Origin of the sequence: Pseudonocardia sp., assembly GCF_050246655.1 — a bacterium.
In the GTDB taxonomy this organism is placed as follows: Bacteria; Actinomycetota; Actinomycetes; order Mycobacteriales; family Pseudonocardiaceae; genus Pseudonocardia.
On the sequence record NZ_JBFWVQ010000042.1, the window covers coordinates 1 to 25515 of the forward strand.

At 74.7% G+C, this 25515-nt stretch carries 26 protein-coding genes; 24 read left to right on the plus strand and 2 right to left on the minus strand.

Features of this window, described 5'->3' with window-relative positions:
* Window positions 1–1349 (minus strand): hypothetical protein (locus tag AB7J25_RS15320; RefSeq protein WP_428509470.1); only part of this gene is annotated, 1349 nt, incomplete at its 3' end.
* 222 nt (window positions 1350–1571) lie between these two features.
* Between AB7J25_RS15320 and AB7J25_RS15325 the strand changes: the two genes are divergently transcribed.
* The 5 genes from AB7J25_RS15325 (at window position 1572) to AB7J25_RS15345 (ending at window position 8095) form a co-directional block, all read left to right on the plus strand.
* Window positions 1572–2303 carry a hypothetical protein gene (locus AB7J25_RS15325; RefSeq protein ID WP_428509472.1) on the plus strand — a complete coding sequence of 244 codons (732 nt, stop codon included), beginning with the start codon at window positions 1572–1574 and terminating at the stop codon, window positions 2301–2303.
* A 206-nt stretch (window positions 2304–2509) separates the two neighbouring features.
* Window positions 2510–2845, plus strand: coding sequence for a hypothetical protein (locus AB7J25_RS15330; protein ID WP_428509474.1), 336 nt, complete (start codon window positions 2510–2512; stop codon window positions 2843–2845).
* 323 nt (window positions 2846–3168) lie between these two features.
* Complete coding sequence (locus AB7J25_RS15335; RefSeq protein ID WP_428509476.1) at window positions 3169–3426, plus strand: DUF4190 domain-containing protein; 258 nt, start codon at window positions 3169–3171, stop codon at window positions 3424–3426.
* A 58-nt stretch (window positions 3427–3484) separates the two neighbouring features.
* Window positions 3485–6934, plus strand: coding sequence for a BTAD domain-containing putative transcriptional regulator (locus tag AB7J25_RS15340; RefSeq protein ID WP_428509478.1), 3450 nt, complete (start codon window positions 3485–3487; stop codon window positions 6932–6934).
* Window positions 6935–7066: 132 nt separating this feature from the next.
* Window positions 7067–8095: an NAD(P)-dependent alcohol dehydrogenase gene (locus AB7J25_RS15345; RefSeq protein WP_428509480.1), complete on the plus strand. Its 1029-nt coding sequence runs from the start codon at window positions 7067–7069 to the stop codon at window positions 8093–8095.
* A gap of 88 nt (window positions 8096–8183) precedes the next feature.
* Here the strand turns inward: AB7J25_RS15345 and AB7J25_RS15350 are convergent, their stop codons facing one another.
* Window positions 8184–8546 (minus strand): tetratricopeptide repeat protein, encoded by a 363-nt coding sequence (locus AB7J25_RS15350; RefSeq protein WP_428509482.1) that lies wholly within the window; start codon window positions 8544–8546, stop codon window positions 8184–8186.
* Between the two features lie 174 nt (window positions 8547–8720).
* On the opposite strand from AB7J25_RS15350, the gene AB7J25_RS15355 reads away from it, so the two are divergent.
* The 19 genes from AB7J25_RS15355 to AB7J25_RS15445 all read left to right on the plus strand — a co-directional run bounded on the left by AB7J25_RS15355 (window position 8721) and on the right by AB7J25_RS15445 (window position 25515).
* A complete protein-coding gene (locus tag AB7J25_RS15355; RefSeq protein ID WP_428509484.1) occupies window positions 8721–9068 on the plus strand; it encodes a hypothetical protein in 348 nt (115 codons plus the stop codon).
* 16 nt (window positions 9069–9084) lie between these two features.
* Window positions 9085–9918 carry a sulfurtransferase gene (locus AB7J25_RS15360; protein WP_428509486.1) on the plus strand — a complete coding sequence of 278 codons (834 nt, stop codon included), beginning with the start codon at window positions 9085–9087 and terminating at the stop codon, window positions 9916–9918.
* A gap of 289 nt (window positions 9919–10207) precedes the next feature.
* A complete protein-coding gene (locus tag AB7J25_RS15365) occupies window positions 10208–10612 on the plus strand; it encodes a DUF5313 family protein (RefSeq protein ID WP_428509488.1) in 405 nt (134 codons plus the stop codon).
* 132 nt (window positions 10613–10744) lie between these two features.
* Window positions 10745–10981: a hypothetical protein gene (locus tag AB7J25_RS15370; protein WP_428509490.1), complete on the plus strand. Its 237-nt coding sequence runs from the start codon at window positions 10745–10747 to the stop codon at window positions 10979–10981.
* A gap of 76 nt (window positions 10982–11057) precedes the next feature.
* Window positions 11058–11495, plus strand: a complete 438-nt coding sequence (locus AB7J25_RS15375) for a VanZ family protein (protein ID WP_428509492.1) — start codon at window positions 11058–11060, stop codon at window positions 11493–11495.
* A gap of 249 nt (window positions 11496–11744) precedes the next feature.
* Window positions 11745–12071 carry an ABC transporter substrate-binding protein gene (locus tag AB7J25_RS15380; protein WP_428509494.1) on the plus strand — a complete coding sequence of 109 codons (327 nt, stop codon included), beginning with the start codon at window positions 11745–11747 and terminating at the stop codon, window positions 12069–12071.
* On the plus strand, window positions 12020–12487 hold the full coding sequence (locus tag AB7J25_RS15385) for an ABC transporter ATP-binding protein (RefSeq protein ID WP_428509496.1): 468 nt from the start codon (window positions 12020–12022) through the stop codon (window positions 12485–12487). The genes AB7J25_RS15380 and AB7J25_RS15385 overlap by 52 nt, the downstream gene beginning before the upstream one ends.
* 220 nt (window positions 12488–12707) lie before the next feature.
* Complete coding sequence (locus AB7J25_RS15390; RefSeq protein WP_428509498.1) at window positions 12708–13517, plus strand: IclR family transcriptional regulator; 810 nt, start codon at window positions 12708–12710, stop codon at window positions 13515–13517.
* 42 nt (window positions 13518–13559) lie between these two features.
* Window positions 13560–14645: a substrate-binding domain-containing protein gene (locus tag AB7J25_RS15395; RefSeq protein ID WP_428509500.1), complete on the plus strand. Its 1086-nt coding sequence runs from the start codon at window positions 13560–13562 to the stop codon at window positions 14643–14645.
* A 25-nt stretch (window positions 14646–14670) separates the two neighbouring features.
* Window positions 14671–15696: an ABC transporter permease gene (locus AB7J25_RS15400; protein WP_428509502.1), complete on the plus strand. Its 1026-nt coding sequence runs from the start codon at window positions 14671–14673 to the stop codon at window positions 15694–15696.
* Complete coding sequence (locus tag AB7J25_RS15405; protein ID WP_428509504.1) at window positions 15693–17198, plus strand: sugar ABC transporter ATP-binding protein; 1506 nt, start codon at window positions 15693–15695, stop codon at window positions 17196–17198. Before AB7J25_RS15400 ends, AB7J25_RS15405 begins: the two co-directional genes overlap by 4 nt.
* Window positions 17199–17200: 2 nt before the next feature.
* A complete protein-coding gene (locus AB7J25_RS15410) occupies window positions 17201–17995 on the plus strand; it encodes an SDR family NAD(P)-dependent oxidoreductase (RefSeq protein WP_428509506.1) in 795 nt (264 codons plus the stop codon).
* Window positions 17992–19557, plus strand: coding sequence for an acyl CoA:acetate/3-ketoacid CoA transferase (locus AB7J25_RS15415; protein ID WP_428509508.1), 1566 nt, complete (start codon window positions 17992–17994; stop codon window positions 19555–19557). Before AB7J25_RS15410 ends, AB7J25_RS15415 begins: the two co-directional genes overlap by 4 nt.
* A complete protein-coding gene (locus AB7J25_RS15420; protein ID WP_428509510.1) occupies window positions 19554–20744 on the plus strand; it encodes an acyl-CoA dehydrogenase family protein in 1191 nt (396 codons plus the stop codon). The genes AB7J25_RS15415 and AB7J25_RS15420 overlap by 4 nt, the downstream gene beginning before the upstream one ends.
* Window positions 20741–22075: an aldehyde dehydrogenase family protein gene (locus AB7J25_RS15425; protein ID WP_428509512.1), complete on the plus strand. Its 1335-nt coding sequence runs from the start codon at window positions 20741–20743 to the stop codon at window positions 22073–22075. Before AB7J25_RS15420 ends, AB7J25_RS15425 begins: the two co-directional genes overlap by 4 nt.
* On the plus strand, window positions 22075–23187 hold the full coding sequence (locus AB7J25_RS15430) for an NDMA-dependent alcohol dehydrogenase (RefSeq protein WP_428509514.1): 1113 nt from the start codon (window positions 22075–22077) through the stop codon (window positions 23185–23187). Before AB7J25_RS15425 ends, AB7J25_RS15430 begins: the two co-directional genes overlap by 1 nt.
* Window positions 23187–24347, plus strand: a complete 1161-nt coding sequence (locus AB7J25_RS15435) for a DUF993 family protein (RefSeq protein ID WP_428509516.1) — start codon at window positions 23187–23189, stop codon at window positions 24345–24347. Before AB7J25_RS15430 ends, AB7J25_RS15435 begins: the two co-directional genes overlap by 1 nt.
* Window positions 24344–25081 carry an enoyl-CoA hydratase/isomerase family protein gene (locus AB7J25_RS15440; protein ID WP_428509517.1) on the plus strand — a complete coding sequence of 246 codons (738 nt, stop codon included), beginning with the start codon at window positions 24344–24346 and terminating at the stop codon, window positions 25079–25081. Before AB7J25_RS15435 ends, AB7J25_RS15440 begins: the two co-directional genes overlap by 4 nt.
* Window positions 25078–25515, plus strand: a complete 438-nt coding sequence (locus AB7J25_RS15445) for a MaoC family dehydratase (protein WP_428509519.1) — start codon at window positions 25078–25080, stop codon at window positions 25513–25515. The genes AB7J25_RS15440 and AB7J25_RS15445 overlap by 4 nt, the downstream gene beginning before the upstream one ends.

The following is a 25515-nucleotide window of genomic DNA, read 5'->3' on the forward strand; positions in this document are numbered from 1 at the left end:
ACGGGCGCGGCGACGCGGTCCACGCCGTCCAGGCGGTAGCGGACGGTGGCGCCGGGGAACCCGTCGACGACCGCGCGGGCGCCGACGACGGCGACGTCGTCGCTGTCGGTGGCGGTGATCCGCTCGGCGAGCCGCGGGTCGTCCGTCCCCAGGAACGTGACGCGCCCGTCCTGCCAGCCGAACACCCGCACCTCCTCGGGAACCAGCAGGTGGTTCCAGTGGCCGGGCTCGGTGCGGACGTTGGAGAACATCGTGAACGCCGCACGAGTCTTGAGCCCCAGGTAGGGCATGGCGGCGGTGAGGACGAGCAGGCCGATCCCGAACAGCATGAGGCCGCTGCGCACCCGCAGGTCGGCCCGCGGGCCCTGCGCGGGCAGCCAGTGGCGGCGCAGCCGCAGCAGCACCCCGCCGGTGGCGCCCATGAACGTCACGCACAGCAGGACCGCGCCCCAGTGCCGCGCGCCGCCCTGCACGCCGTCGGGCAGCAGCGCGAGGAGCCCGTAGCGCACCGCCACCCACGCGCCGACCAGGGCGACGAGGACGGCCGCCTGGCGCCCGACCGCAAGAGCGCGCAGCCCGGCCGGCACGAACCGGCGGGCGCCCCCGGCCCCCAGCGCGGCACCGCGGGCGAGCACGGCGGGCGGAAGGAACAGCGCGTACATCGACCAGGCGAACCCGGAGAACGACGAGTGCCCGGCGAACGCCGACACGAGGTGGAACCCGAACGCCAGCACGACCGCGTACGGCCGGGTGCGGTGCATCAGGAGCAGCAGCGGGATCGCGGCCTCGAACGCGATCGTCGCGACGATCACCCACCGGTGCAGCCCGTGCGGCACCTCGACCAGCGGGATCGACTCCAGCACCCACACCGAGCACGACGACAGGACGTCCAGGAAGCCGCTGTTCGCCTTCGAGAGCGCCGCGAACACCCAGAGCAGCACGAACGAGACCCGCAGGAACGGACCGGCGCGGCGAAGGACCTCCGCCGGGTTCCCCGCGGCCGCGGGATCACGCAGCCGCAGCAGCAACCACCACGGGACGAGTGCGAACCCGAGGATCCCCATGGCGACCTGGTGGTTGCTCGGGCTCGGGAGCGAGACGACGGACTCGACCGCGAGCAGCGCCAGCACGAGCATCAGCCGGGCGGGCCGCGCCGGGCGCAGGAGCAGCCAGAACGCGGCCGCCGCCACCGGGATCGCCATCCACCAGACGATCGTGCTCTGGAACTCGTGGATCAGCGTCCCCACGGCGAACGCGGCGGCGAACACCGCGTAGGCGGTACCCGCGAAGGCGGGTGGCGGTGGCTGTCGTGGTGCGGTCGACCGGTCGGTGGTGACCGGGTACGCCATGCTCGGCACTCCCTAGTCGGCGACGAAAGTAAAGAGATCCCCTAGGCAGGGCAACGGGCGTCCGACTCTCACGTTACGGACTCTCCAAGGGCCGGTGTCCGCCGCATGACGGGACCGCGGCATGATGAGGCCGTCCCCCGAACGGACTAGTGCCGCTGTATCGACTGCACCGGCCCGCACCGGCCCCGCACCGGCGCGCATCGACTCGAAGGAGGCACGACGATGGACGCTCCCCCCGCCACCCGCACCTACACGGCACCGCTCGCAGTCGCGGGAGCGGCGATCGTCGCGGGCGTCGTGGTCGTCGGCGCTTTCGCGCTGGTCAGCTCGCTCACCGGGGTCCCGTTCCGGGACTTCAGCAAGGACCCGGTGGAGACGCTCGTCGTCGTCTACTACATCGGCTACCTCGCCCACGCGGTGATGCTCGTCTGGTACACCGGCGCCGTCGCCGCGCTGATCGCCGGCATCGCGCTGCGGGCGGTGGGCGAGCGGGCCGCGTCGACGATGCTGCTCGCCGGGGGGGCGTTGACGACGCTGCTGGTGGTCGACGACGTGTTCCTGCTGCACGAGAACGTCTACCCCCGCATCGGCGTGTCCGAGCTGGTCGCGTTCCCGCTCTACGGGATTCTCACGCTCGCGTTCGCGTGGCGGTTCCGCCGCCGCCTCGGCGCGAACCTGCTGATCCTCGGTGCGGCATACGGGTTCTGGATCGTGGCGGCGGGCTTCGAGGTCGCGCAGGAGCTCCACGGCATCCACCTCCACCTCGGCGAGGACGGCTGCAAGGCCATCGGGGTGGCGCTGTGGGCGGCGTTCATGATCCGGATCGCCCTGCTGGAGCTGGTGGGAGCGCTGCGGGGCACCGGGGACACGGCCGCGCCGGAGACCGAGGGCGAACCGGTCACCGCACAGCTGCCCGTCACCGCCCAGCTGCCCGGCACCGCCCCGGAGCGGTGACCTCGGCGCGCGCGTCCTGACCGGCCCCCGATTGCGCGAACCCCGCCCGGCTGCACCGGAGGGGCACCCTCGCAGACCGCGGACCCGCCTCGCAGATACTGCAGCGCCTGCGAGGCGTGCCTGATCCCTGCGGGAACGCCGGGGTGGCCTGCTGCGCGGCCCGGCCGTACGGTCGGAGGCGACGGGCCGGCGCCGGGAGGGCGACCTTGGACGACGTGTGGCAGGCACAGCGCGAAGCGGCGACGAAGCTTGCCGGGCTGTGGCAGGAGATGGTCGAGCAGAGCATGCGGGGAGCATCGGACACCTTCGACGCGGGGAACCGGTCGGTCGACGCGCTCACGCGGCAGGCCCAGGAGTACGCCGCCGTCCTCGCGCAGCCGATGCGCGACGTCGTCGAGGGGCAGCGCGACTTCGCCGAGCAGGTCGGCCGCTGGGCCGAGATGCAGCGCGAGCTCGCCGAGGAGCTGGCCGCCTGGTCGGCCCGCCAGCGCGAGTACCTCGACGCGCTCGACAGCCTGCTCCCCCGCCGCCCCGGGACCTGACCTGGGACACTGCGGCTGCGCCGTCGGACACGCCCGTGGCCCTGCTCTGCCGACCGGCGTAACGACGGACGCGCTGCAACCGACCCATGAGGAACACGCCTCGCCGATCCCAGGGAACCGACATGGCCGACTCGTACCCGCCGTACTCCGGCGCGCCGGACCCACAGTGGAGCGGCCAGCCCTCGGGGGGTTTCCCACCACAGTCCTACCCCCCGCCGGGCTACGGAGAACAGGGGTACGGACCGCCGGGGTACGGACAGCCGGGGTACGGACAACAGGCGTACGGACAGCACGCGTACGGACAGCAGGCGTACGGGCAGCCCGTGTACGCGGTGCCGACGTCCGGGATGGCGGTCGCGTCGCTCATCTGCAGCCTGGCCGGCCTGTTCACACTCGGGATCGGCTCGATCCCCGGCGTGATCCTCGGTCACATGGCGCTGCCCGAGACCCGCAGCGGTGAGCGCAGCGGGCACGGTCTCGCCATCGCAGGCCTGATCATCGGCTACGTGCAGATCGCGGGCTGGCTGATCTTCTGGGCGTTCCTCTTCCTCGGCGCGGCCGCCGGCGCGGCGGGCGGCTGACGGCGACCGCACCGGACGGCTCTGTACAGCCCCAGCGGCCCGCGTGATGCTGGGCGCCGTGCAGGCCGTCCTGCGGATCCTCGGGCCGCTCGAGCTCCAGGGAGGCGAGGGCGCGGTCCGGCTCGGCGGCCCCAAGGAGCGCTGCCTGCTCACGGTGCTCGCCCTGCACCTGGGCGAGGTCGTCGCCGAAGGCCGCCTGATCGGCGCGCTGTGGGCCGACGATCCGCCGCGGACGGCGGCCAAGACGCTGCAGAACTACGTGCTGCGGCTGCGCAGGCACCTGGCCGGATGCGGTGGTGCGGCGATCCTCACGCGCCCGCCCGGCTACCTCCTCGACGGTCTGGCCACCGACGCCGGTGCCGCCGAGGCGCTGGTCGCCCGCGCCCGGGCGGCGACCGTCGCGGGCGATCACGACACCGCCGTCGGCCGCTACGAGGAAGCGCTCGCGCTGTGGCGCGGGCCCTCGATCGCGGAGTTCGCGCACCGGGACTTCGCGCGGGCCGCCGCGGCCGGGCTCGACGAGCTGCGGGTGACGGCCGCCGAGGAACGGGCGGCCGCGCTGCTCGCCGCGGGCCGCCACCGCGACGCCGTCGCGGACGGTGAGAAGCTCGTCGCCGAGGAGCCGCTGCGCGAGCAGCGCTGGACCCACCTGATGCTCGCGCTCTACCGCGACGGGCGCCAGGCGGACGCGCTGGAGGCCTACCTGCGGCTGCGTTCGGTGCTCGCGGACGCGCTCGGGGTCGAGCCGGGGCCGCGGGCCCGGGAGCTGCACGCCGCGATGCTGCACCAGGACCCCGCGCTGGAGCCGGACACGCGGCCCGGCGCACCCCCCGCCGGGTCCTCCTGGACGCCTGTCGGTGCGCCGTCCACGTCACCCACCGCCGCCTCCGGCGCACCGGCCGCCGGACCACCCACCGCACTACCAGGAAGACCGCCCACGAGCACCTCCCGTACCGGGCACGCACCGTGCATCGGCCGCACCCGGGAGGTCGCCGCCCTGCTCGCCCACCTCGACGACGCAGCCGACGGCCGGGGCCGGACGACGTTCCTGTCCGGTGACGCGGGGATCGGCAAGACGCGGCTGCTCGCGGAGGTCGCGGTGCGGGCGGCCGCCCGCGGCGCGCGCGTGCTGTCCGGACGCTGCCTGGAAGGGCCCGGCGCGCTGCCGTTCCACCCGTTCGTCGAGGCGATCGGGCCCGGGCTCGGGCACGGCGGGGCCGGTTCCCCCGCGCGGACCCTGGCCCCCGACGAGCGCCGGGCCCGGGTCCTCGACGCCGTCGCCCGCCACGTGGTCGCGCTGGCCGCCGACGCGCCCGTCGCCCTGCTGCTCGACGACCTGCACTGGGCCGACGACGGCACCGTCGCCCTGCTGCGCCACGTCGCCCGCTCCAGCTCCGGACGGGCCGTCCTCACCGTGGGCGCCTACCGGGGCGGTGACCTCGCCCCCGGCCACCCGCTGCTGGACGCCCTCGGCGCGCTGCCCAGCGAGACCGAGTGCGCCGTGCTGCGGCTCGGCGGGCTCGACCGCGACGCCGTCGCGGAGCTGGCCTGCCGGGTGGCGGGCGCCCCGCTGGCCGCCGAGCTGGTGGCGGCCGTGCGCGCCGAGACCCGCGGGAACCCGTTCTTCACCCGCGAGGTCGTCCGCCACCTGCAGGAGGACGGGCTGCTGGCGCCGGGCCCGGACGGGCTCGGGGCGCAGCTGCCGCTGCAGGTCGTGCCCGAGGGGGTCCGGCAGGTGCTGGCGCGCCGGCGTCGCCGGCTGGGTGAGCAGGCGAACACCCTGCTGGACGTGGCCGCGGGGATCGAGGGCCCCTTCCCGCTCGAGCCGGTCCGCGCCGTCGCCGGGCTCACCGAGGCGGACGCGCTGCGCGCGCTCGACGAGGCCCTGGCGGCCGGGCTCGTCGTCCCCGATACCGCACCGGACCGCTACGACTTCACGCACGCCCTGGTCCGCCACGCCGTCCACCGGGAGCTGAACCCGTCGCGGCGGCTGCGGCTGCACCGCGCCCTCGGCGAGGCGCTCGCCGACGCCCGCGAGCAGGGTTCGCGCGTGGCGGCCGCCGAGATCGCCGCGCAGTTCCACCGCGCGGCAGCGCTCCCTGGCGCCGCCGCCGGGGTGGAACCCGCCCTGGAAGCCGCCGCCGGGGCGCGCAGCGCAGGGGCCCACGACGAGGAGGCGACGTTCCTGCGGATCGCCTCGGAGCTGCTCCCACCCGGCGACCCGCGCGGACCGGGCCTGGTCGGCAGGCGGGCCGTCGCGCTGGCGTGGGCGCTGCGCTTCGACGACGCCGTGACGCTCGCCCACGACGCCCCGCACGCGGACCTCGCCGAGATCGCGACGGCGCTCGCCGCGGCGGGCAGCAACACGCACGCCTGGAAGCTGGCCGCGGCGGGCCTCGCCGCGACGGGCGGCCCGGGCGGCGCGGATCCCGTGGCCTGGGCGCAGCTCACCCTGCTCGACCTGGACCGGCGGGAGGCCGCCGATCCCGCCCACCCCGGGATGCCGCTGGAGCTGCCCGGGCGCCGCGACGCCCTGCGGATCCTGCACGGGGCGGGACGGCTGGTGCGCCGAGGCGACCTGGCCCGCTACGCCGTGGCCGCCGTCCACGGCCGCCGCGACCGGATCCCCGCCGCGGACGCCGCCGACGCCACGGTGGCGGCGTTCCTGGTCGGCGACTACGCCTCCGCGGTCCCCCTGTTCGCCGCGGACGCCGACGAGGCGGAGTCGCACGGGCAGCTCGCCTGGGCGGTGTACTGCCGCGCGGGCGAGGCCCGCTGCCGCGTCGCCCTCGGCGACCTCGACGGCGCCCGGACGGCGCTGGGACACACCCGGCAGCTCGTCGCGCGGTTGCCGAGCCTGGCGCTGGGCTGGCAGCTGCTGCACCACCAGGGCGCGGAGGACGCGCTGGTGATGGCCCTCGACGAGGGCTGGGAGGCGCGGATCGCCGCGTTCGCCCCCTGGGTGGCCCCCGGTCCCGAACGGCACTGGGGCAACGCCGCGATCGTGGCCATCGCCGCCCGCGCCCACGCCCGGACCGGCCGCGCGGACCGGGCGCTGCCGCTCCTGGGCCGCCCCGTCCGGGCGATGCCGCAGGCACCGGCGTGGGCGCCGAACTTCGGGCGGATGGCCTGCGAGGTCGCCGAGGCGCTCTGGCTGCTCGGGCGCCGCGACCACGTCGCGGTGGTCGAGTCGGCGCTGCGGGACAAGGCCCTGCCCGCCGACTTCCGCTTCCCCATGACCGACGTGCGCCTCGCGCTCGCCCGCCTGTGCGCGCTCGACGGCCGCCGCGAGGACGCCCGCCGCTGGTTCGACGCGGCGCGGGCCGTCCTCGACGCGCAGGGGGCCCGGCCGCTGCGGGCGGTCGTCGACCACGACGAGGCCGTGATGTTCCTGCGCGCCGGGGACGCGGCGGCCGCCGCGCCGCTCGTCGCGGAGGCCAGGGCGGCGTTCACCGCGCTCGGCATGCCCGGGTGGCTGCACCGGCTCGCCGCCGCCACACCGGCCTGACGCCGTGCGACCCGGGTGCGACCGGGCTGCGACCGCCGGGGGTGATCCTCGGTGCCGGCCCGGGCAGCGGGAGGGGGGCCAGGTCCCGCGCCCGGGCCGCACCAGCGCAACCGCTCCCGTCCGGAGGTCGCCATGTTGGCCGTACGCCTGCACGCCTACCACGAGCCACCGCGCCTGGAGGAGGTGCCGGAACCGACGATCACCGGCCCGCACGACGTGATCATCCGCGTCGGCGGGGCGGGGCTCTGCCGTACCGACGTGCACATCCGCGACGGCTGGTTCGCCCCCGCCGTCCCCACCGAGCTGCCGCTCACGCTGGGGCACGAGAACACCGGCTGGGTCCACGAGGTCGGGACCGCGGTGGAGAACGTCGTCGTCGGCGACGCCGTCATCTGCCATCCGCAGCTGTCGTGCGGGCTGTGCCCCCCGTGCCGCGTCGGCGACGACATGCGCTGCGAGCGCGGCCTCGACTTCACCGGCCTCACCCGCGCCGGCGGCTTCGCCGAGCTGCTCAAGACCACCGACCGCGGTGTGCTCCGCCTGCCCGACGGGCTGGAACCCGCGGCCGTCGCGCCGCACGCCGACGCCGGGCTGACGGTGATGCACGTCGTGCGCAAGGCGGTCCCGCTGCTCGGCCCGGGCACCGCGGTCGTCGTCGTGGGCATCGGCGGGCTCGGCCACATCGGCGTGCAGTGCCTGCGGGCGCTCACCGCCGCCGAGGTGGTGGCCGTCGACCCCGACCCCGAGGCGCTCAAGCTCGCGCACGACTGCGGTGCACACCACACCGTCCCGGCGGGCGAGGGGGCCGGGGAGCGGATCGCCGAGATCACCGGCGGCGCCGGGGCGCACGCGGTCATCGACTTCGTCGGCGAGGGCGACGCGCCGTCGTCGTCGCTCGCGATGGTGCGGCCGCGGGGCACCTACTTCGTCGTCGGGTACGGCGGCGAACTGCGGGTGCCGACGTTCAACCTGGTGCTCCCCGAGATCAGCATCGTCGGCAACGCCGTCGGCACCCACGACGACCTGCGCGAGCTGATCGCTCTCACCGCCGCGGGCGCGGTGAGCCTGCGCACCCGCTCCTACCCGCTGGACGCGTTCGCCGACGCGATCGCCGACCTCGAGAACGGCCGGATGCACGGCCGGGGCGTCCTCGTGCCCTGATCCCGGCACCGTGGCCCGGGTACGACGCACCGGCGAGCGTGCACCTCGTCAGGCCGCAACCTGACTCAGCGCACGCTCGCCGCGCCGTTCATGCCGCGAGGCGGGCCTCAACCGTGTCGAGGCGCTCCCGGTACTCGGGCTCGCTCGACATCGCCGCGGCCACCCGGTAGTGCGGCGCGGCCTCACCCGGTCGGTGGGCGCGCTCCAGGGTGCGTCCGAGCAGGAAGCGGGCGTAGTGGTCGGCGGGCTCGCGCTCGACCAGCTCGCGCAGCGCCGTCTCGGCCCTTCCCAGCTGCGCGGTGTGGTAGTAGAGCCGCGCCAGCAGCATGAGGCCGGCGGACGTCCGCGCCAGCTCGTCGCGGTGCTCGACGAGCATGTCGTGGGCCTGCAGGGCCTCTCCTCCGTCGAGGTACGCCTCCGCCAGGCGGACGCGCTCCGGTGTCACGATCATGTTGCTCCTCTCTGTGCGTCCCCTGAACGGCGCAGCACCCCTGGGCATTCCCCGGTACATTCGGTCACCACTGATCGAAGTGCGTCACGCGAGAGAGGGGTCTGTGTGAGTCGTCCGGACGCCGCATCACACCGACTGTCCACCGCAGCGCCCTCGGGTCCGATGCTCACCGCGGTGCGCGTGCTGACCGCATTGGCGGTGCTCACCTTCCTCTACATGGGCGCCACGGCCGGGGAGATCTTCAGCCAGGCGCAACCGTGGCTGTACCTGCACGGCATCGGCGCGATCGTGCTGCACGTGCTCACCGGGCTGACGGCTGTCGCCGCCCTGCTGGTGCAGCGCTCGACCGGCGGCTCGCTCGTCCCCGTCGTGGTCGCGGCAACGGTGTTCGTGCTGACGTTCGTGCAGGCCCTGCTGGGCACGCTCGCCACGCTGTGGATGCACATCCCGCTGGCGCTCACGCTGCTGCTCGCCCTCTGCTGGGTCCTCGCCTGGTCGTTCTCCCGGACTCGGGTGGCATGACCCGGGAAATGGTCCCGTGATCGCACCGGTGGTCGACGCGGCCTGGTGGCGGGCGCACCCGGACGGCTCCCCCGGCAGCCCGGTGCTCGCGGACGTGCGGTGGTACCTCGACGGGCGCTCCGGCCGGGAGGCCTACGAGCGGGGCCACCTGCCCGGGGCGGTCTTCGTCGACGTGGACCGCTGGCTCGCCGCCCCGGGGATCCCGGAGCGCGGGCGCCATCCCCTGCCCCCGCCCGAGGTGTTCGCCGAGGGCATGGCGTCGGGCGGGATCGGCGACGCCGACGTCGTGGTCGCCTACGACGACCTCGGCGGCGTCGTGGCGGCGCGGCTGGTGTGGATGCTGCGGGTCACCGGGCACGAGGCGGCGCTGCTCGACGGCGGCCTCGCCGTCCACGACGCGCAGCGCGACGGTCCGCTGTCCACCGGGACCGTCGCGCGACCGCGCGCGAGGTTCACCCCGCACCCGTGGCCCGCGGAGGCGATCGTCGAGCTCGACGAGGTGCTCGCGGGCGGGCTCGTGCTCCTCGACGCCCGCGACGGGGCGCGCTACCGCGGCGAGACCGAGCCGGTCGACCCGCGGGCGGGGCACGTCCCGGGGGCGCGCAGCATGCCGTGCCGGGAGAACCTCGGCCCGGACGGGCGGCTGCTGCCGGTGGAGCAGCTGCGGGCCCGTTTCGCCACGATCGGGGTGACGGACGCGACCGGCACCGTCTCCTACTGCGGCTCCGGGATCAATGCCTGCCACAACCTGCTGGCGATGGAGCACGCGGGACTGGGCCGGGGACGGCTCTGGCCGGGCTCGTGGTCGCAGTACAGCAACCGGCCCGACCTGCCCGCCGGGACGGGCTGACCCGACGCCCCACCCGGCCGCGCATCACCCCGCCCCGCCGCGCCCCGCCGCGCCCCGCCCCCACCCGCGCGAACGGCCCATACGGGAGCTAGGTCTTCCCGTACGTGCCGTTCGCGCAGATCCGGGTGGGCGCGCCGATGCACCCGCGTCGCATGCCACGGCGTTTCCGCGCACACCGGCGGGTACACACCGATCGCCGACCCGGGCCGGGCGACGCTCCGGGCGTAGCATCGGAGGTGCCCGACCCCTCCGTCCGGCTGGCGACATGGAGCTCATCCCACCTGCATCGATGCGACGTCCGGGGCCCCTGCGCTGGGCCTGGTACGCCGTCGGCGGCCGGCTGCCCCCGCAGTTCCGCGACTGGGTCCTGTTCGACCTCACCTGCCGCACCTGGCCGCTGCGCCACCTGCTGCGCCTGGTGGCCCAGATCGTGCCGATCGCCGCCCTCCTGCTGCTGGTGCTGCCCGGGCCGCTGACGGTGCGCGTCGCGGCGGTCGTCTGCGGCGGGCTGATCGGCCTGGCCTACTCGGCCGTCTTCCTCTACGAGGCCACGGAGACCCGCGCGCTGAAGGCGGGATTCCCGCGCGGCACCCTGCAGCGGGTCCGCGAGGAACGGCGAGCGACCCGGGACCTGGCCCGGGCCGCCGCCCGCCACGACCGGACGTTCCGGCACCTGCCCTGGTCGCGTCCCTGACCGGACAGCAAGCAGAACCTTCCCCCGCCGCCAGCACAACGTCCCCGTCGCGGCGATTACCGCGTGTCCGCCGTCACGCGATGCTCTTCCTACCGGCCGAGTGGCGGACCGGACGACGGGGAGAGTGGCGAGATGGGGACCGAGACGCTGACCAGGCGGGACCGGGCGATCCTGCGGGCAGTGGCCGCGGGCGGCGCGGAGCTGCTCTGCGGGTCCGGCCCGGATCTCCTGATCGACGGGCGCTGCTGCTGCGACCAGCTCGCCGCGCGCCGGCTGGCCCGGGCGGGGCTGATCGCGGCCGCCGGTCCGGCGGGCGAGCGGGTGCCGGCCCGGCTGACGCCGGCCGGGATGGCCCAGCTCGCCGCCTGAGACGCCGGGTCGCCCGACGGACGGGCGGCGGTGGCGGCGGCGGGAGCCCCGCCCGGCCGCCGGATACGGTGTCGACGTGGAGCCGACCCCGACGCGCCGGGTCTGGCCGTTCGCCGTCGCGTTCGCGGTGAGCCTCGTCCTGCTCCTCAGCCCGGGATCGGGCTCGCCACCGCCGTTCGCCGGCGCGGACAAGATCGTCCACGTCGCGATCTTCGCCGGGCTCGCCGTCGCCGGGCTGCTCGCGTGGCGTGCGCCCGCCCGGCTCGCGGCCGCACTCGTGGCCTACGGAGCGGCGATCGAGGTGGCCCAGGGGGCCCTGCCGATCGCGCGCAGCGCCGACCCGCTCGACCTGCTCGCGGACGCCGCGGGCGTGGCGCTCGGGATGGCGCTGGGGCTGGCGATCGCGCGGTTCGGGCTGCGTCGACTCGCTCGACTCGGCACACCACTCGTGGCTGATCGAGAGCACTCCGTACGCCACGATCACGGTTGCATCCCAGGTGGCCGCGCTCGTTGACACGAACGAGCGACGCTCGACAAGCTTCCCGGCAATTCGTCGCCGACTGTCGAACATCTCAGCCGCCCCGCCACCACATCTCCACGAGGAGATCGACCGACGTCGGAGCACCCGCTCACCCGCCGCCGCCTCCTCGGCCTCTTCGGTGCGGCCGCCGCGATCCCGGTCACCGCACCGGTCCCGGCGGCCTGCGGTAGCAGCGTCGGCGGTGGCGGGGGCGGCGAGACCGCGGGCGGGGGCACGGTCAAGGTGGGGCTGGTGATCCCCCAGTCCGGCGTGTACGCCGCCCTCGCCACGGACATGAAGCAGGGTTGGGACCTCTGGCTGGAGCGCAACGGCAGCACGTTCGGCGACTACACCGTCGAGACGGTGGTCGCTGACGAGGGCGAGACGCCCCAGACCGGGGGGGCCGCGGTCCAGACGGTGCTGCAGCAGGACAACGTCGACGTCGTCGTCGGCATCGTGAACTCCGCCACCGCGCTGGGGGCCGCGCCCAGTTCGCGCAGGCCGAGAAGATCCTCGTCGTGGCCAACGCGGCGCTCGTCCCCCAGGGCCGCCGGGTCTGGGCACCGTTGACGGTCGCCGAGCACCTCACGCTCGCGGCGCGCCCCGGCTCGTGGACCGTGCCGAAGATCCTCGACCTGCTCCCCCGCCTCGCCGAGCGCCGCGGCCAGCTCGCCGGGCAGCTCTCCGGCGGCGAGCAGCAGATGCTCGCCGTCGCCCGCGCACTGCTCATCAACCCGCGCCTCGTGCTGCTGGACGAGCCGTCGGACGGGCTCGCGCCCGCGATCGTCGACCAGATCGCCGAGGTCGTCGCCACGATGCGCGGCGAGGGTGTGGCCGTCCTGCTGGTGGAGCAGGACCTGCACCTCGCGTTCGCCGTGAGCGACGAGATCGCGTGCATGGAGAGGGGCCGGATCGTGCACCGGGTGCCGACGCCGGAGTTCCGCCGGGACCCGGAGACCGCGCACCGGCTGCTCGGGGTGACCTGACCGGATTCCCGCACCCGTGCGCCGCGGCGGCGCACGGCGCCCTCGCAGGCATCAGAACTGTGGATAGGTCTTCCACAATATGGCCGCGCCTTCGGCTTCGGTGGTCGCGCGGCCTGATTCGAATCGCCGCAGCTCTCCGTCGAGTTTCTGGCAAACGGAGCCTTGACAGCGCGCGATGGAGCGTTCACCCTTCCGCTGCACATGACGAAGGAGTTGCCATATGGTGGAAGTGCCTGGAGCACAGGCGGCCTACCGGCTGCTCGACGTGCTCAGCGAGCTGGGCATCCATGCGGGCGGTGCGAGCCTCACCGGGCTCGCCCAGGCGCTGGAGCTGCCCCTCAGCACCACCCGGCGGCTCCTGCGGGTGCTCTGCGACCGCGGCTTCGCGGTGCAGGACGAGGTCACCCGGCTCTACGAGCTCGGCCCGCAGGCGCGGATCCTCGGCACGCTCCGCCTGGACCGCCGCTCGCTCGGCGAGCTGGCCCTGCCTGTGCTGGAGGAGCTGCGGGAGACCACCGGCGAGACGGTGTTCCTGTCGGTCCGTGACGGCATGGAGCTCACCTACGTCGAGTGCCTGCGCGCGGTGCACCCCGTGCAGATGTACGGCGAGGTCGGGCAGCGCGTGCCGCTGCACGCCACCTCGCAGGGCAAGGCCATCCTCGCGTTCCTTCCCGAGGTGCTGGTCGACCGGTTGCTGCCGCGGCTGGATCTCGCCCGCTTCACCCCCAACACGATCACGGACCTGGCGGAGCTGAAGGCCGATCTCGCCGCCATCCGCGAGCGCCGGTTCGCCCTCAATCTCGAGGAGCGCGAGCCGGGCGTGCACTCCGTGTCGGCGGCTGTGCTGGACCCGCTGGGCAACGCCGTCGCGTCCGTGTGCGTCGGCGCGCCGAGCTTCCGCCTCACCCCTGAGCAGATGGCTGACGACCTCGCGCCGCTGCTGCTCAAGGCCGCCGAGCAACTGTCCCACCTGCTGTTCCCCCGCGTGGCGGTGCGCCCGTCACGCCGCAGCGGCGCACGTCGCCGCTGAGCGTCCGAACACATCCCATTTCCGCGGAAGGAGATCGCGCCGATGCGATCGATCAGGTACGGAGCGGCGGTCCTCGCGGCCACGGCGCTCCTCACGGCATGCGGCGGCACGGAGGCCACGCAGGTGGACGCCCAGGCCGTGAGCCCGGGCTGTCCGGAGAACGCCCAGCGGATCGCCGAGCTCCAGGACACGCTCTCGAAGAACCTCTACGGCATCGCCGCAGCGGACTCGGGGAAGACGCAGCACAGCGACCCCGAGCCGCTGGGGGCCGGTGCGCCGATCAAGCTCACCTTCTCGATCGAGGGGCTGTCGCACCCGTTCCTCGTCCGCCAGCAGCAGCTCGCCACGGAGAAGGCTGCCGAGCTGGGGGTCCAGCTCGACGTCGTGAGCGCCAACGACGACGTCAACAAGCAGTTCAACGACATCCAGAACGCCATCGCCGCCGGCAGCAACGGCATCGTGATGATGCCGGCGAACACGCAGGGCCTCACCGCGGTGCTGCAGCAGGCGCAGGAGCGCAACATCGCCTACTCCTTCTCGCAGAAGGGCATGCTCGGCGTGCAGCCCGCGACGCAGGCCCTGGCCCCGTACGCGCTGGAGGGCACGCGCCTCGGCGAGTGGGTGGTGGCGCACTACGGCGACCAGCAGGACGTCAAGGTCGCGCTCATCTCGGGCATCACCGGCGACCAGTCCAGCGTCGCGCGCACCGGCTCGTTCGAGCTGGAGCTGCTCAAGTCCTGCAACTTCGACATCGTCGCCGAGCAGCCCGGCCAGTACCGCCGCGACGCCTCCGCGAAGGCCGCCGAGTCCATCCTCGCCGCCAACCCCGACCTTCAGCTGGTCTTCGGCGCGAACGACGAGGGCGCGCTGGGCGCGCTGGCGGCGATCGAGGCCAGCGGGCGCACCGGCATCGACGTCGTCGGCATCGACGGCCAGAAGGAGATGTTCGACGCGCTGAAGGCCGGCAAGGCGCTCGCCACCGTGAAGCACCTGCCGACCGCCGACAAGGCCGTCGAGGAGACGGTCAGGTACCTGCGTGGCGAGCCGGTGCCCCAGTACGTCGTGACGCTCGGTGATCTCGTGACCGCCGAGGACGCCCGGTCCGGGTCGGTCGAGCCGGCGTTCTGACCGACCCCGCTGAAGGAGCTCCGCGATGACCACCCATCTCGCCGACACCCGGCCGCCCGTCACACCGGCGCCCGCCACCCGCACGCGGCGCCGCCTCCCGATCGGCGGCCTGGCCGAGCTCGGGCCGATCGTGGCGCTCGCCGCGCTGCTCATCCTGTTCGCGGTGATCGCACCCAACTTCTTCAGCGTGTTCAACCTGACCAACGTGGTGCGGCAGGTCAGCATCACCGCGATCGCGGGCGTCGGGATGACGATGATCATCCTCGTCCGCGGGATCGACCTGTCCGTCGGGTCGCTGGTCGCGCTGGCCGGCAGCCTCGCCGCGCTCAGCCTGGCGGGCGACCCGACGGGCCACACCCTCGGCGGCGCCGTCGTCGCCGTGCTGATCGCCGTCGGTGTGGGGGCGGCGGTCGGGCTGGTCAACGGAGCGCTGGTGACGGTGGCGGTGGTGCCGGCGTTCATCGCCACCCTCGCCACGATGACGGCGGTGCGCGGCGTCGCGCTGCTCGCCACCGACTCCAGCCCCGTCTCGATCCCGTCGGGCCCGTACCTGCGGATCGGCCTGGGCAACCTGTGGGGCATCCCCGTGCCGGTGATCATCATGGGGCTGGTCTTCGCGATCGGCTACCTGGTGCTGCACCGGATGAAGATCGGCCGCCGCATCTACGCCGTCGGCGGCAACCCGGAGGCGGCGCGGCTCTCGGGCGTGCGGGTCAACCGCGTGCTGATGTTCGTCTACGTCTTCGGCGGGATCTGCATGGCGATCTCCGCGGTCATCCTGTCGTCGCGGCTGTCCTCCGGGCAGCCCGCGGGCAGCGTCGGCCTGGAGCTGGACGTCATCGCGGCCGTCGTGGTCGGCGGGACGAGCCTCTTCGGCGGTCGCGGGCGGCTGGCCGGGACGTTCTTCGGCGCCCTGCTGATCGGCTCGCTCGTCAACGGCCTGCAGCTGCTCAACGTGCCCGACTACTGGCAGCGCATCGTCACCGGCGGCGTCATCGTGGCCGCGGTGGTGCTGGACCGGCTCGTGCGCCGCGACCGGAGCCCGGCATGACCGCGGCCGGCTCGACGACCGCACCCCCGGCCGCGACGACCGCCACCCCCTTCGTCCGGCTCCACCACATCTCCAAGTCCTTCGCCGGGGCCCGGGCGCTCACCGACGTGTCGCTCGACCTGCGGCTGGGCGAGATCCACGCCCTCGTCGGGGAGAACGGGGCCGGCAAGTCGACGCTGTCCAAGGTCCTCTACGGCGTGCACGCGCCGGACGAGGGCACGGTCGACCGCGAGGGCACCGACCGGGACGGCATCACGATGGTGCACCAGGAGCTCACGGTGATCCCGACGCTGTCGGTCGCCGAGAACGTCCTGATGGGCATCGAGCCGGCCCGCGGGCTCTTCATCGACCGGCGCCGGCAGAACGAGCGGGCGCAGGAGTACCTGGCGCGCGTCGGGCTCGACATCGACCCTCGCCGGTCGGCGGGGACGCTGTCGGTGTCCGGCCAGCAGCTCGTCGAGATCGCGCGGGCACTCGCCCGCGACGCGCAGCTGATCATCCTGGACGAGCCGACCTCGTCGCTGGGCCGGGAGGACGCCCGCCGGCTCGTCGGCCTCATGCGGGAGCTGCGCGACGCGGGCCACGGGATCGTGCTGATCAGCCACGACCTCGGGGAGGTGCTCGAGGTCGCCGACCGGGTCACCGTCCTGCGCGACGGACGGCTGGTCGCCTCCGACGCCGCGTCGGCGTTCGACGAGGACGGCCTGATCCGGCACATGATCGGGCGTGACGTCTCGGCCGTGTACGAGCGCCACGCCACCACGTCCGCGGACGCGGGAGCCGCGCCCGCGCTCCGCGTGCGCGGGCTCGCCGCGCCCGGCGTGCTGGGCGCGTCGCTCGAGGTCCGCCCCGGGGAGGTGCTCGGCGTGGCCGGGCTCGTCGGCAGCGGCCGCAGCGAGCTGCTCGCCGCGATCTCCGGCGCCACGCGGGCCACGGCCGGGGAGATGCAGCTCTTCGGCGAGCGGTACACCCCCCGCGCGCCGTCCGACGCGATCCGCCGCGGCATCGGGCTCGTCCCCGAGAGCCGCAAGGACCAGGGGCTGTGCCTCGGCCTGTCCGTGCGGCACAACGTCGAGCTGGCCGCGCTGGACTCCGTGGCCCGCGGCCCGTGGCTGCGCACCACCCGCGGCCGGGCCCTGTACGACGGCTACGCCGGGCGCCTGCGGATCAAGGCCGCGAACCCCGGCGTTGCCGTGTCCACCCTGAGCGGCGGCAACCAGCAGAAGGTCGTGCTGGCCAAGATCCTCGCCACGACGCCGCGCGTCCTGCTGCTCGACGAGCCCACGCGCGGCATCGACGTCGGCGCCAAGGCCGAGGTGCACCGCCTCGTCCGGGAGCTGGCCGAGTCGGGCCTCGCGATCGTCATGGTCTCGTCGGTCCTCCAGGAGCTCCTGCTCACCGCGGACCGGATCGTCGTCATGCGCAGCGGGCGCACCGTGGGCGAGCTGGACGCCGCCGCGGCCGACGAGGAAGCCGTCCTCTCCTACGCGTTCAAGGGATGACCGTGAACCCATCAGCCAGACCAGACAGGCCGGGCGGCTACGCCCGGCTCGACGACCGCGTCGTCGTCGTCACCGGTGCCACCGGCGGCATCGGCGCCGCGACGGCGGAGCAGCTGGTGGCCGGCGGGGCGCGGGTCGCGCTCGGCCACGTCCCCGGCGACGAGGTGGCCGCCAAGGAGCTCGCCGCCCGCCTCGGTACCGACCGCGCGCACCCGATCGCCGTCGACGTCGTCGACGAGGGGTCGGTCGCGGATCTGGTCGCCGGGACCGTCGCGCTGTGCGGCGGTGTCGACGGGCTCGTGACCTCGGCAGGCGTGATGGAGCAGGTGCCGTTCGCCGAGCTCGGCCCGGACGTCTGGCACCGCACGATCGGGGTCAACCTGACCGGCACCTACCTGTGCATCCGCGCGGCCCTGCCGCACCTGCGGCGGGGTGGCAGGAACGGCCGGCCGGCCGCGGTCGTCACCGTGGCCTCCCAGATGGCCTACACGGGCGGGACGGACGCGGCGGCGTACTGCGCCTCCAAGGCCGGGACGCTGGGGCTGACCCGGGCGCTTGCCCACGAGCTCGCCCCGGACGTCCGCGTGAACGCCGTGGCCCCTGGCCCGGTGGACACCCCGATGACCCGCCCGCACGCCACTCCCGAGTGGGTGGAGCGCAAGACCGCGAAGCTGGCGATGCGCCGCTTCGGCACCGCCGGCGAGGTCGCGTCGGTGATCCGTTTCCTGATCAGCGACGAGGCGTCCTTCCTCACGGGGCAGACCGTCTCGCCCAACGGCGGGGGGGCCATGCCGTGAGGTACACCAAGGACGTCCGTGCCCGGTTCGTGACCGCCGAGGAGGCGGCGGCGCTCGTGCCGGACGGCGCGTCGCTGCTCATCGAGGCCTCCGGTGGGGGGGTCGTCGAGCCGGACCTGCTCATCGCCGCGCTCGGCGCCCGCTACGCCCGCAGCGCCGAGCCGTCCGGGATCAGCGCGCTGAGCTGCAGCGGGGTCGGGAACCGGGCCGGGTCGGGCATCGACCACCTCGCGCACCCCGGCCTGCTGCGCCGCATGGTCGCCGGGCACTGGGCGATGTCGCCCAAGCTCGCCACGATGGCGCAGGACGGCGAGTTCGAGGCCTACAACCTGCCGCAGGGCGTGCTCGCCCAGCTGCTGCGCGAGACCGCCGCGGGCCGGCCAGGGCTGCTCACCCGCACCGGGCTGGGGACGTTCTGCGACCCGCGCGTGGACGGCGGGCGGCTCAACGCCCGCACCACCGAGCAGCTCGTGCGTCCCCTGGAGGTCGACGGCGAGGAGTTCCTCTTCTACCGCTCCCCCCGCTTCGACGTGGGCTTCATCCGCGCCACCACGGCGGACGAGAAGGGCAACCTCACGCTGGAACAGGAGGCCGCGAAGCTGGGCGTGCTCGCCGCGGCCACGGCCGTACGCAACTGCGGGGGCGTCGTCATCGCACAGGTCAAGCGCGTCGCGCAGGCCGGGACGCTGAAGGCGAAGGACGTCGTCGTGCCCGCGCACCTCGTCGACTACGTCGTCGTCCACGCCGACCAGCAGCAGACCTCCACCACCGCCTACGAGCCCGCGTTCGCGGGCGAGGTGCGGGTGCCGCTCGCCATGGCCGAGCCGCTGGACCTCACCGAGCGGGCGGTCGTGGCCCGGCGGGCGGCCGCGATGATCCCCCGCGGCGCCGTGGTGAACCTCGGCGTCGGGATGGCCGACGGCGTGGCCGCGGTCGTCGCCGAGCAGGGCCGCCTCGAGGAGGTGACCATGACCGTCGAGCAGGGCCTCATCGGCGGCGTCCCCGCCCGCGGGGTGATCTTCGGGGTGGCCTGGAACCCGGAGGCGGTGATCGAGCACGCCGCCCAGTTCGACTTCTACGACGGCGGCGGTCTGGACGTCACGTGCCTGGGCTTCGCCGAGATCGACCCCGAGGGGAACGTCAACTCCTCGCTGGTCGACGGCCGCGTGTTCGGCGCGGGTGGCTTCATCAACATCTCGCAGGCGGCGAAGCGCGTGGTGTTCTGCGGCACCCTCACCGCGGGCGGGCTGCGCACGGAGATCGCCGAGGGGCGCCTCACCGTCACCCGGGAGGGCCGGATGCGCAAGTTCGTCCCGGCGGTGCACCAGACCACGTTCAGCGCGCGCCGGGCGCGCGAGCGCGGCCAGGAGGTCTTCTACGTCACCGAACGGGCGGTGTTCGAGCTGACGGCCGACGGCGTGGCGCTGCGGGAGATCGCCCCCGGCCACACCGTGGAGGAGATCGTCGCGCAGATGGGCTTCACACCGCTGGTGCCCGCTCCCCCGGTTCCGATGGCCGATCACCTCTTCCGGGCGGTGCCGGGACCCGTGGAGGCGACGTGAACGAGCTGATCAGCGTCGACCCGGACGTCCGCGAACTGCTCGCGGTCGTGCAGGAGTTCTGCGAGAAGGAGGTGGCGCCTCGCGTCCGCGACATCGAGGACGCCGCCGCGATCTACGACACCGACCTGCTGCGCACCGCCGCCGCGATCGGCCTGCAGGGTCTGATCTTCGACGGCGAGGGCGGGATCGAGCCGGCCGGGTTCGTCCCGGCCCACGAGACCAACGAGATCGTCGCGTCGTACTCGGGGTCGCTGGCCCTGGCCCTGTCGATCGCCCGGCTGCACGGCTACATGCTGTGCCGCTACGCGGCACCGGAGATCCGGGACCGCTGGCTGCCCGGGCTGGTCGCAGGCGAGGCGTTCGGCGCGTTCGCGATCAGCGAGCCGCACGCGGGCACGGACGTCCGGGCGATCACGACGGTGGCCCGCCGCGACGGCGACGACTACGTCCTGGACGGCGAGAAGTCCTGGATCACCCAGGGCCCGCGGTCGGAGTTCGCGGTGGTGCTCGCCAAGCTGGAGCACCGCGGGCGCGAGGCCGACACGGCGGCCTTCGTCGTCGACCTGGGCACACCCGGCGCGTCCGCGGGCCCGGCCGAGCCGCTGATCGGCTTCCGCGGGGTGCCGCTGGGGACGCTGAGCTTCTCCGGCTGCCGCGTTCCCGAGGCGGCCCGCATGCGCGTCGACGGCTTCGGCGGGATGCTCGACGGGGTCAACCTGGCCCGGCTGGACTGCGCCTCGTACGCCCTCGGTTTCCTCCGGGGGGCACTGCGCGAGTGCACCACCTACCTCGCGGACCGGGAGGCCTTCGGCGCGCCGCTGGTGCGCAACCCGCTGCTGCAGGCCCAGCTCGGCACGATGCTCGCCGCCTACCTCGCCGGGCGCCACCTCGCCCACGCGGCGCTGGGGAGCTTCGCGGCGGGCGGGGGCGACGGGGTCGACACGGCGCTCGTCTCGGCGGCCAAGCTCGTCACGACGGAGTCCGCGATGGCGCAGTCCACGGTGGCGGTGCAGCTGCTCGGTGGGGCAGGCGTGCACACCGACCACCTCGTCCAGTCGTACTTCCGCGACTCCAAGATCATCGAAATCATCGACGGGACCAGCCAGATCCACCAGCTGATGCTCGGCCGCACGGCGGCCCGCCTGGACTGGACCGCGCCCGTCCCGGGCCCGAGGAGGCGCGCGTGACCGCCGTGCTGCAGACCCCTGATGCGACGGCCACCGACGTCGACGCCGCCGTCGCGCGCGCCCGCTCGGCGCAGGCGGCGTGGGCCGCGATCCCCGGCCCGGAGCGCCGGCTCGTGCTGCGCCGCGCCGCCCGCGCGCTGGAGGACCGGCGCGACGAGCTGGTCGCGCTGGTCATGGCCGAGACCGGCAGCGTGCGGGCGAAGGCGGAGGGCGAGGTGGCGGCCTCGATCGAGGAGCTGCATCTCGCGGGTGCGCTCGCGCTGCACCCGTCCGGCGAGCTCGTCCCGTCGGCGCGGCCGGGGCGCACGAACATCGTGGAGCGGGTCCCGGTCGGCGTCGTCGGCCTGATCACCGGCTGGAACTACCCGATGCACCTCGGCCTGCGGATCGCGGCCCCGGCGCTCGCGCTCGGCAACGCCGTGCTGGTGAAGCCGGCACCCGAGACGCCCCGCTCGGGCGGTCTCGCCTGGGCGGACGCGCTGACCGGCGCCGGGTCGCCGGTGGCGGTGCTGCCCGGGCGGACCGCGGGCCCGGCGCTCGTCGGGCACGCCGGCGTCGACATGATCCACTTCACGGGCTCGAGCGCCACCGGGCACGCCGTTGCGGCGGCCGCAGCGCGGACGCTCCAGCGCGTGGCGCTGGAGCTGGGCGGCAACAACGCCACGGTCGTCCTCGCGGACGCGGACGTGGAGCTCGCCGCCGCGTGCGGGGTCGCCGGCACGTTCGTCCACCAGGGCCAGGTGTGCATCGCGACCGGGCGCCACATCGTCGTGCGCGAGGTCGCCGAGGCCTACACGGCCGCCGTCACCCTGGCAGCGGCGGCGCTGCGGGTCGGCGATCCGCTCACCGAGGACGTCGACCTCGGCCCGCTGATCAGCGACGCCCAGGCCCGCCGGGCGGCCGAGCTGGTCGACGGCTCGGTCGCCCGGGGCGCGACGGTCGTCGCGGGCGGGGCGCCGGACGGGCGCCACTTCCCCGCCACCGTCGTCACCGGGGTGCGGCCCGGGATGCCGCTGTTCGACGCCGAGACGTTCGCCCCCGTCGTCGCGATCACGGTCGCCGAGGACGAGGACGAGGCGGTGGCACTGGCCAACCGCTCCGAGTACGGCCTGTCGGCGGCCGTGTTCACCCGCGACCTGGACCGCGGCTGGGCGCTCGCCCGCCGCATCCGGGCCGGAATGGTGCACGTCAACGACATGACGGCACTGCACGAGCCGCAGGTCCCGTTCGGCGGGATCGGCGCCTCCGGGCTCGGCGAGCGCTTCGGCGGCCTCGCGAGCCTTGACCTGTTCACCGAACGACGCTGGATCAGCCTGCAGAGGAGTGTGTGATGGAGGTCCGTGGAGCGGTCGTCCGGGCCGTCGGCGACAAGTGGACGGCGGAGACGCTGACGCTGGCCGAGCCCGGCCCGGGCGAGGTGCGGATCAAGGTGATGGCGTCGGGGCTGTGCCACTCCGACGACCACATCGTCACCGGCGACTCGGTGGTCGACCTGCCGTTCGTCGGTGGCCACGAGGGTTCCGGGATCATCGAGGCCGTCGGCCCGGGCGTCACCCGGGTGCGGGTGGGCGACCACGTCGCCACCGCGTACCTGCCGATGTGCGGCGTGTGCACCTGGTGCGCACAGGGCATGCAGTACATCTGCGACAACGGCCGCGACGTCCAGACCGGGTACATGCTCGACGGCACGCCGCGGTTCTTCTTCGCCGACGGCGCGCCGTGCGGGGCCATGCAGCGGCTCGGCACGTTTGCGAACTACCTGGTCACGAGCCAGGAACAGTGCGTGCGGATCGACGACGACATCCCGTTCGAGGTGGCGTGCCTCGTCGCGTGCGGCGTCACCACGGGGTGGGGCGCGGCCGTCAACGGGGCGGCCGTCCGCCCGCGGGAGACCGTGATCGTCATGGGTGTCGGCGGGGTCGGGATCAACGCCGTGCAGGGGGCGAGGCACGCCGGGGCCATGCACGTCGTGGCGGTGGACCCGGTCGCGTTCAAGCGGGAGTCCGCGCTGCGCCTCGGCGCCACCCACGCGTTCGCCTCGATCGGCGAGGCGATGCCGTTCGTGGGATCGGTGACCAACGGCCAGGGCGCGGACGCCGCGGTCGTCACCGTCGGGCGGGTGGACGGCGGGATCATCGGCGAGGCCTTCTCCGCGATCCGCAAGGAGGGCCGCTGCGCAGTGGTGTCGATCGGCTCGCACGAGCCCGGCATCGACGTGAACCCGCTGGAGCTGGTGGTCTACGCCAAGACGCTGCGCGGGGTGCTGTTCGGCAACGCGAACCCGACGCGCGACATCCCGAAGCTGCTCGACTACTACCGCTCCGGACACCTGGTGCTCGACGACCTGATCACCCGCAGGTACACCGTCGAGCAGGTCAACGAGGCCTACGAGGACATGCACGCCGGGCGCAACCTGCGCGGCGTGCTGGTGCACGAGCACTGATGGCGGCCCCCACGCTCGCGACCGTGCGGGTGCCCCGGCCGGACGGGAGCACCGCCGAGGTGGCGCTCACCGCACCGGCCGGGCTGCCCGACACCGCCCCGCCGGTGAGCTGCCGGAGGGTGTTCGCGGCCGTCCACGTCGTCGCGGACCCGTGGCGGACCTCGGCCGCCGACGGCGGGATCGACTGGGACGCCACCCTCGACGTCCGGCGCCGCATGTGGGCGCTCGGCCTCGGCGTCGCGGAGGCGATGGACACCGCGCAGCGCGGGATGGGGCTGTCCTGGCCCGCGACGCGGGAGCTGGTCGCCCGCACGCTGGCCGAGAACGGGGACGCCGTCGTCGGGGTCGGGACGGACCAGCTGCCGGACGGCCGCCCGTCCCTCGCCGCGGTGACGGAGGCCTACCTGGAGCAGCTCGCGTACGTCGAGGAGCGGGGCGGGACGGCGGTGGTGATGGCGAGCCGCCAGCTGGCGGCCACCGCCCGCGGCCCGCAGGACTACCTCGCCGTCTACGACGCGGTGCTCTCCGCCGCACGTCGCCCGGCGGTGCTGCACTGGCTCGGCGAGGCGTTCGACCCGGCGCTGCGCGGCTACTGGGGCCACACCGACCCGGACCGGGCCGCCGAGGTGGTGCTCGAGGTGATCGGCCGGCGCGCCGCCCGGGTCGCGGGGATCAAGATGAGCCTGCTGGACGCGGACGCCGAGCGGCGCCTGCGTGCCCGGCTGCCCGCGGGCGTGCGGATGTTCACCGGCGACGACCACCACTACGTCGACCTGATCGCCGGCGACGGGCAGGCGCACTCCGATGCCCTGCTCGGCGCGTTCGCGGCCGTCCCCCGGCAGGCGGCCGCCGCGCTGCAGCAGCTCGAACGCGGCGACGAGACCGGCTTCCGGGCCGTCCTGGAACCGACGCTGCCGCTCGCGCGTCTGGTGTTCGCCGAGCCCACCCGGTTCTACAAGGTCGGTGTCGTGTGGCTGTCGTACCTCGACGGGCGGCAGCGGCACTTCCGGATGCTCGGCGGGCTGGAGTCCGGCCGCGACCTCGCCCACCTCGTCGCGGTGTGGGAGGCGGCGAACGCGATCGGCCACTTCGACGATCCCGAGGCCGCCGCGGCGCGGCTGCTGGCCCACCTCGCCGTCCACGGGATCGGCACCCCGTGACCGTCCGGATCGAGCGGGACGGGCCGGTCGCGGCGCTGGTGGTGGACCGTCCGGCCAAGCGCAACGCGCTGACCACGGCGATGCTCGCCGAGCTGGGCAGGCTCGCCGACCTGCTCGCCGACGACCCGAGCGTGCGGGCCGTGGTGCTGCGCGGGGAGGGGCGGGCGTTCTGCGCGGGCGCCGATCTCGCCGAGTTCGCCGGCGTGGACGCGGAGGCGGCGCTGGCGTGCTGGACGCCGGCGGGCCAGCGCGCGTTCGCCCGGCTCGCCGCGCTGCCGCAGCCGAGCGTCGCCGCGCTGCACGGACCGGTGATGGGCGGCGGGCTGGAGCTGGCGACGGCCACCACGTTCCGCGTCACCGCACCGGACGGGGTGTTCGCCATGCCCGAGGTCGGCATCGGCACGGTCCCGGGCTGGTCCGGGCTCAGCAGGCTCCCCGCGCTGGTCGGGGCGCAGCGGGCGCGGCGGATGCTCCTGCTCGGCGAGCGGGTCCCGGCGACGGCGGCGCTGGAGCACGGGCTCGTCGACGCGGTCGACACCGACCCCGTCGCGACGGCGCTCACGTGGGCGCACCGGCTCGCGGACCGCTCCCCCGTCGCCGTCCGGATCGCGCTCGCCGCCCTGGCCGAGCCTGCGGCACCCGGACGCGACCTCGTGGAGCGGCTCGCCGCGCACGTCACCGTCGGGTCGGGTGAGGTCGCCGCGGCGACGGCCCGGTTCGGAGGACCGCGGTGAGCCTCGGGGTGCGGGTCGGCGACTCGGTGCGGTTCGCCAAGACCGTGACGGAGTCCGACGTGGGGCTCTTCGCCGGCATCACCGGCGACTTCGCCGCGAACCACGTCAACGAGGAGCACATGCGCGCCACGCCCTACGGCGGGCGCATCGCCCACGGCGTCCTCGTGCTGGGCCTGGCGTCCACCGCGTCGACGCTGATGGCCGACCGGATCCCCGGCACGACGGTGTCGGCGGGCTACGACCGCGTGCGGTTCACCGCCCCCGTGCGGCTCGGGGACACCGTCACCGTCGAGTACACGGTGCGGTCGGTCGACGAGCAGCGGGGCCGCGTGCTGGCGGAGCTGCGCGGCACCCGCCAGGACGGGACCGTGTGCCTCGTCGGCACGCACATCCTCGCCGCGGTGGGCGGCGGCAACGACGTCGAGGGGAGCTAG

What these genes read in the sequence shown, in the direction of transcription:
- AB7J25_RS15325 (WP_428509472.1), top strand. Translation starts at nt 1,572, where the DNA reads ATGGACGCTCCCCCCGCCACCCGCACCTACACGGCACCGCTCGCAGTC.
- AB7J25_RS15345 (WP_428509480.1), top strand. Translation starts at nt 7,067, where the DNA reads ATGTTGGCCGTACGCCTGCACGCCTACCACGAGCCACCGCGCCTGGAG.
- AB7J25_RS15350 (WP_428509482.1), bottom strand. Translation starts at nt 8,546, where the DNA reads ATGATCGTGACACCGGAGCGCGTCCGCCTGGCGGAGGCGTACCTCGAC.
- AB7J25_RS15365 (WP_428509488.1), top strand. Translation starts at nt 10,208, where the DNA reads ATGCGACGTCCGGGGCCCCTGCGCTGGGCCTGGTACGCCGTCGGCGGC.
- AB7J25_RS15370 (WP_428509490.1), top strand. Translation starts at nt 10,745, where the DNA reads ATGGGGACCGAGACGCTGACCAGGCGGGACCGGGCGATCCTGCGGGCA.
- AB7J25_RS15390 (WP_428509498.1), top strand. Translation starts at nt 12,708, where the DNA reads ATGGTGGAAGTGCCTGGAGCACAGGCGGCCTACCGGCTGCTCGACGTG.
- AB7J25_RS15395 (WP_428509500.1), top strand. Translation starts at nt 13,560, where the DNA reads ATGCGATCGATCAGGTACGGAGCGGCGGTCCTCGCGGCCACGGCGCTC.
- AB7J25_RS15400 (WP_428509502.1), top strand. Translation starts at nt 14,671, where the DNA reads ATGACCACCCATCTCGCCGACACCCGGCCGCCCGTCACACCGGCGCCC.
- AB7J25_RS15405 (WP_428509504.1), top strand. Translation starts at nt 15,693, where the DNA reads ATGACCGCGGCCGGCTCGACGACCGCACCCCCGGCCGCGACGACCGCC.
- AB7J25_RS15430 (WP_428509514.1), top strand. Translation starts at nt 22,075, where the DNA reads ATGGAGGTCCGTGGAGCGGTCGTCCGGGCCGTCGGCGACAAGTGGACG.
- AB7J25_RS15435 (WP_428509516.1), top strand. Translation starts at nt 23,187, where the DNA reads ATGGCGGCCCCCACGCTCGCGACCGTGCGGGTGCCCCGGCCGGACGGG.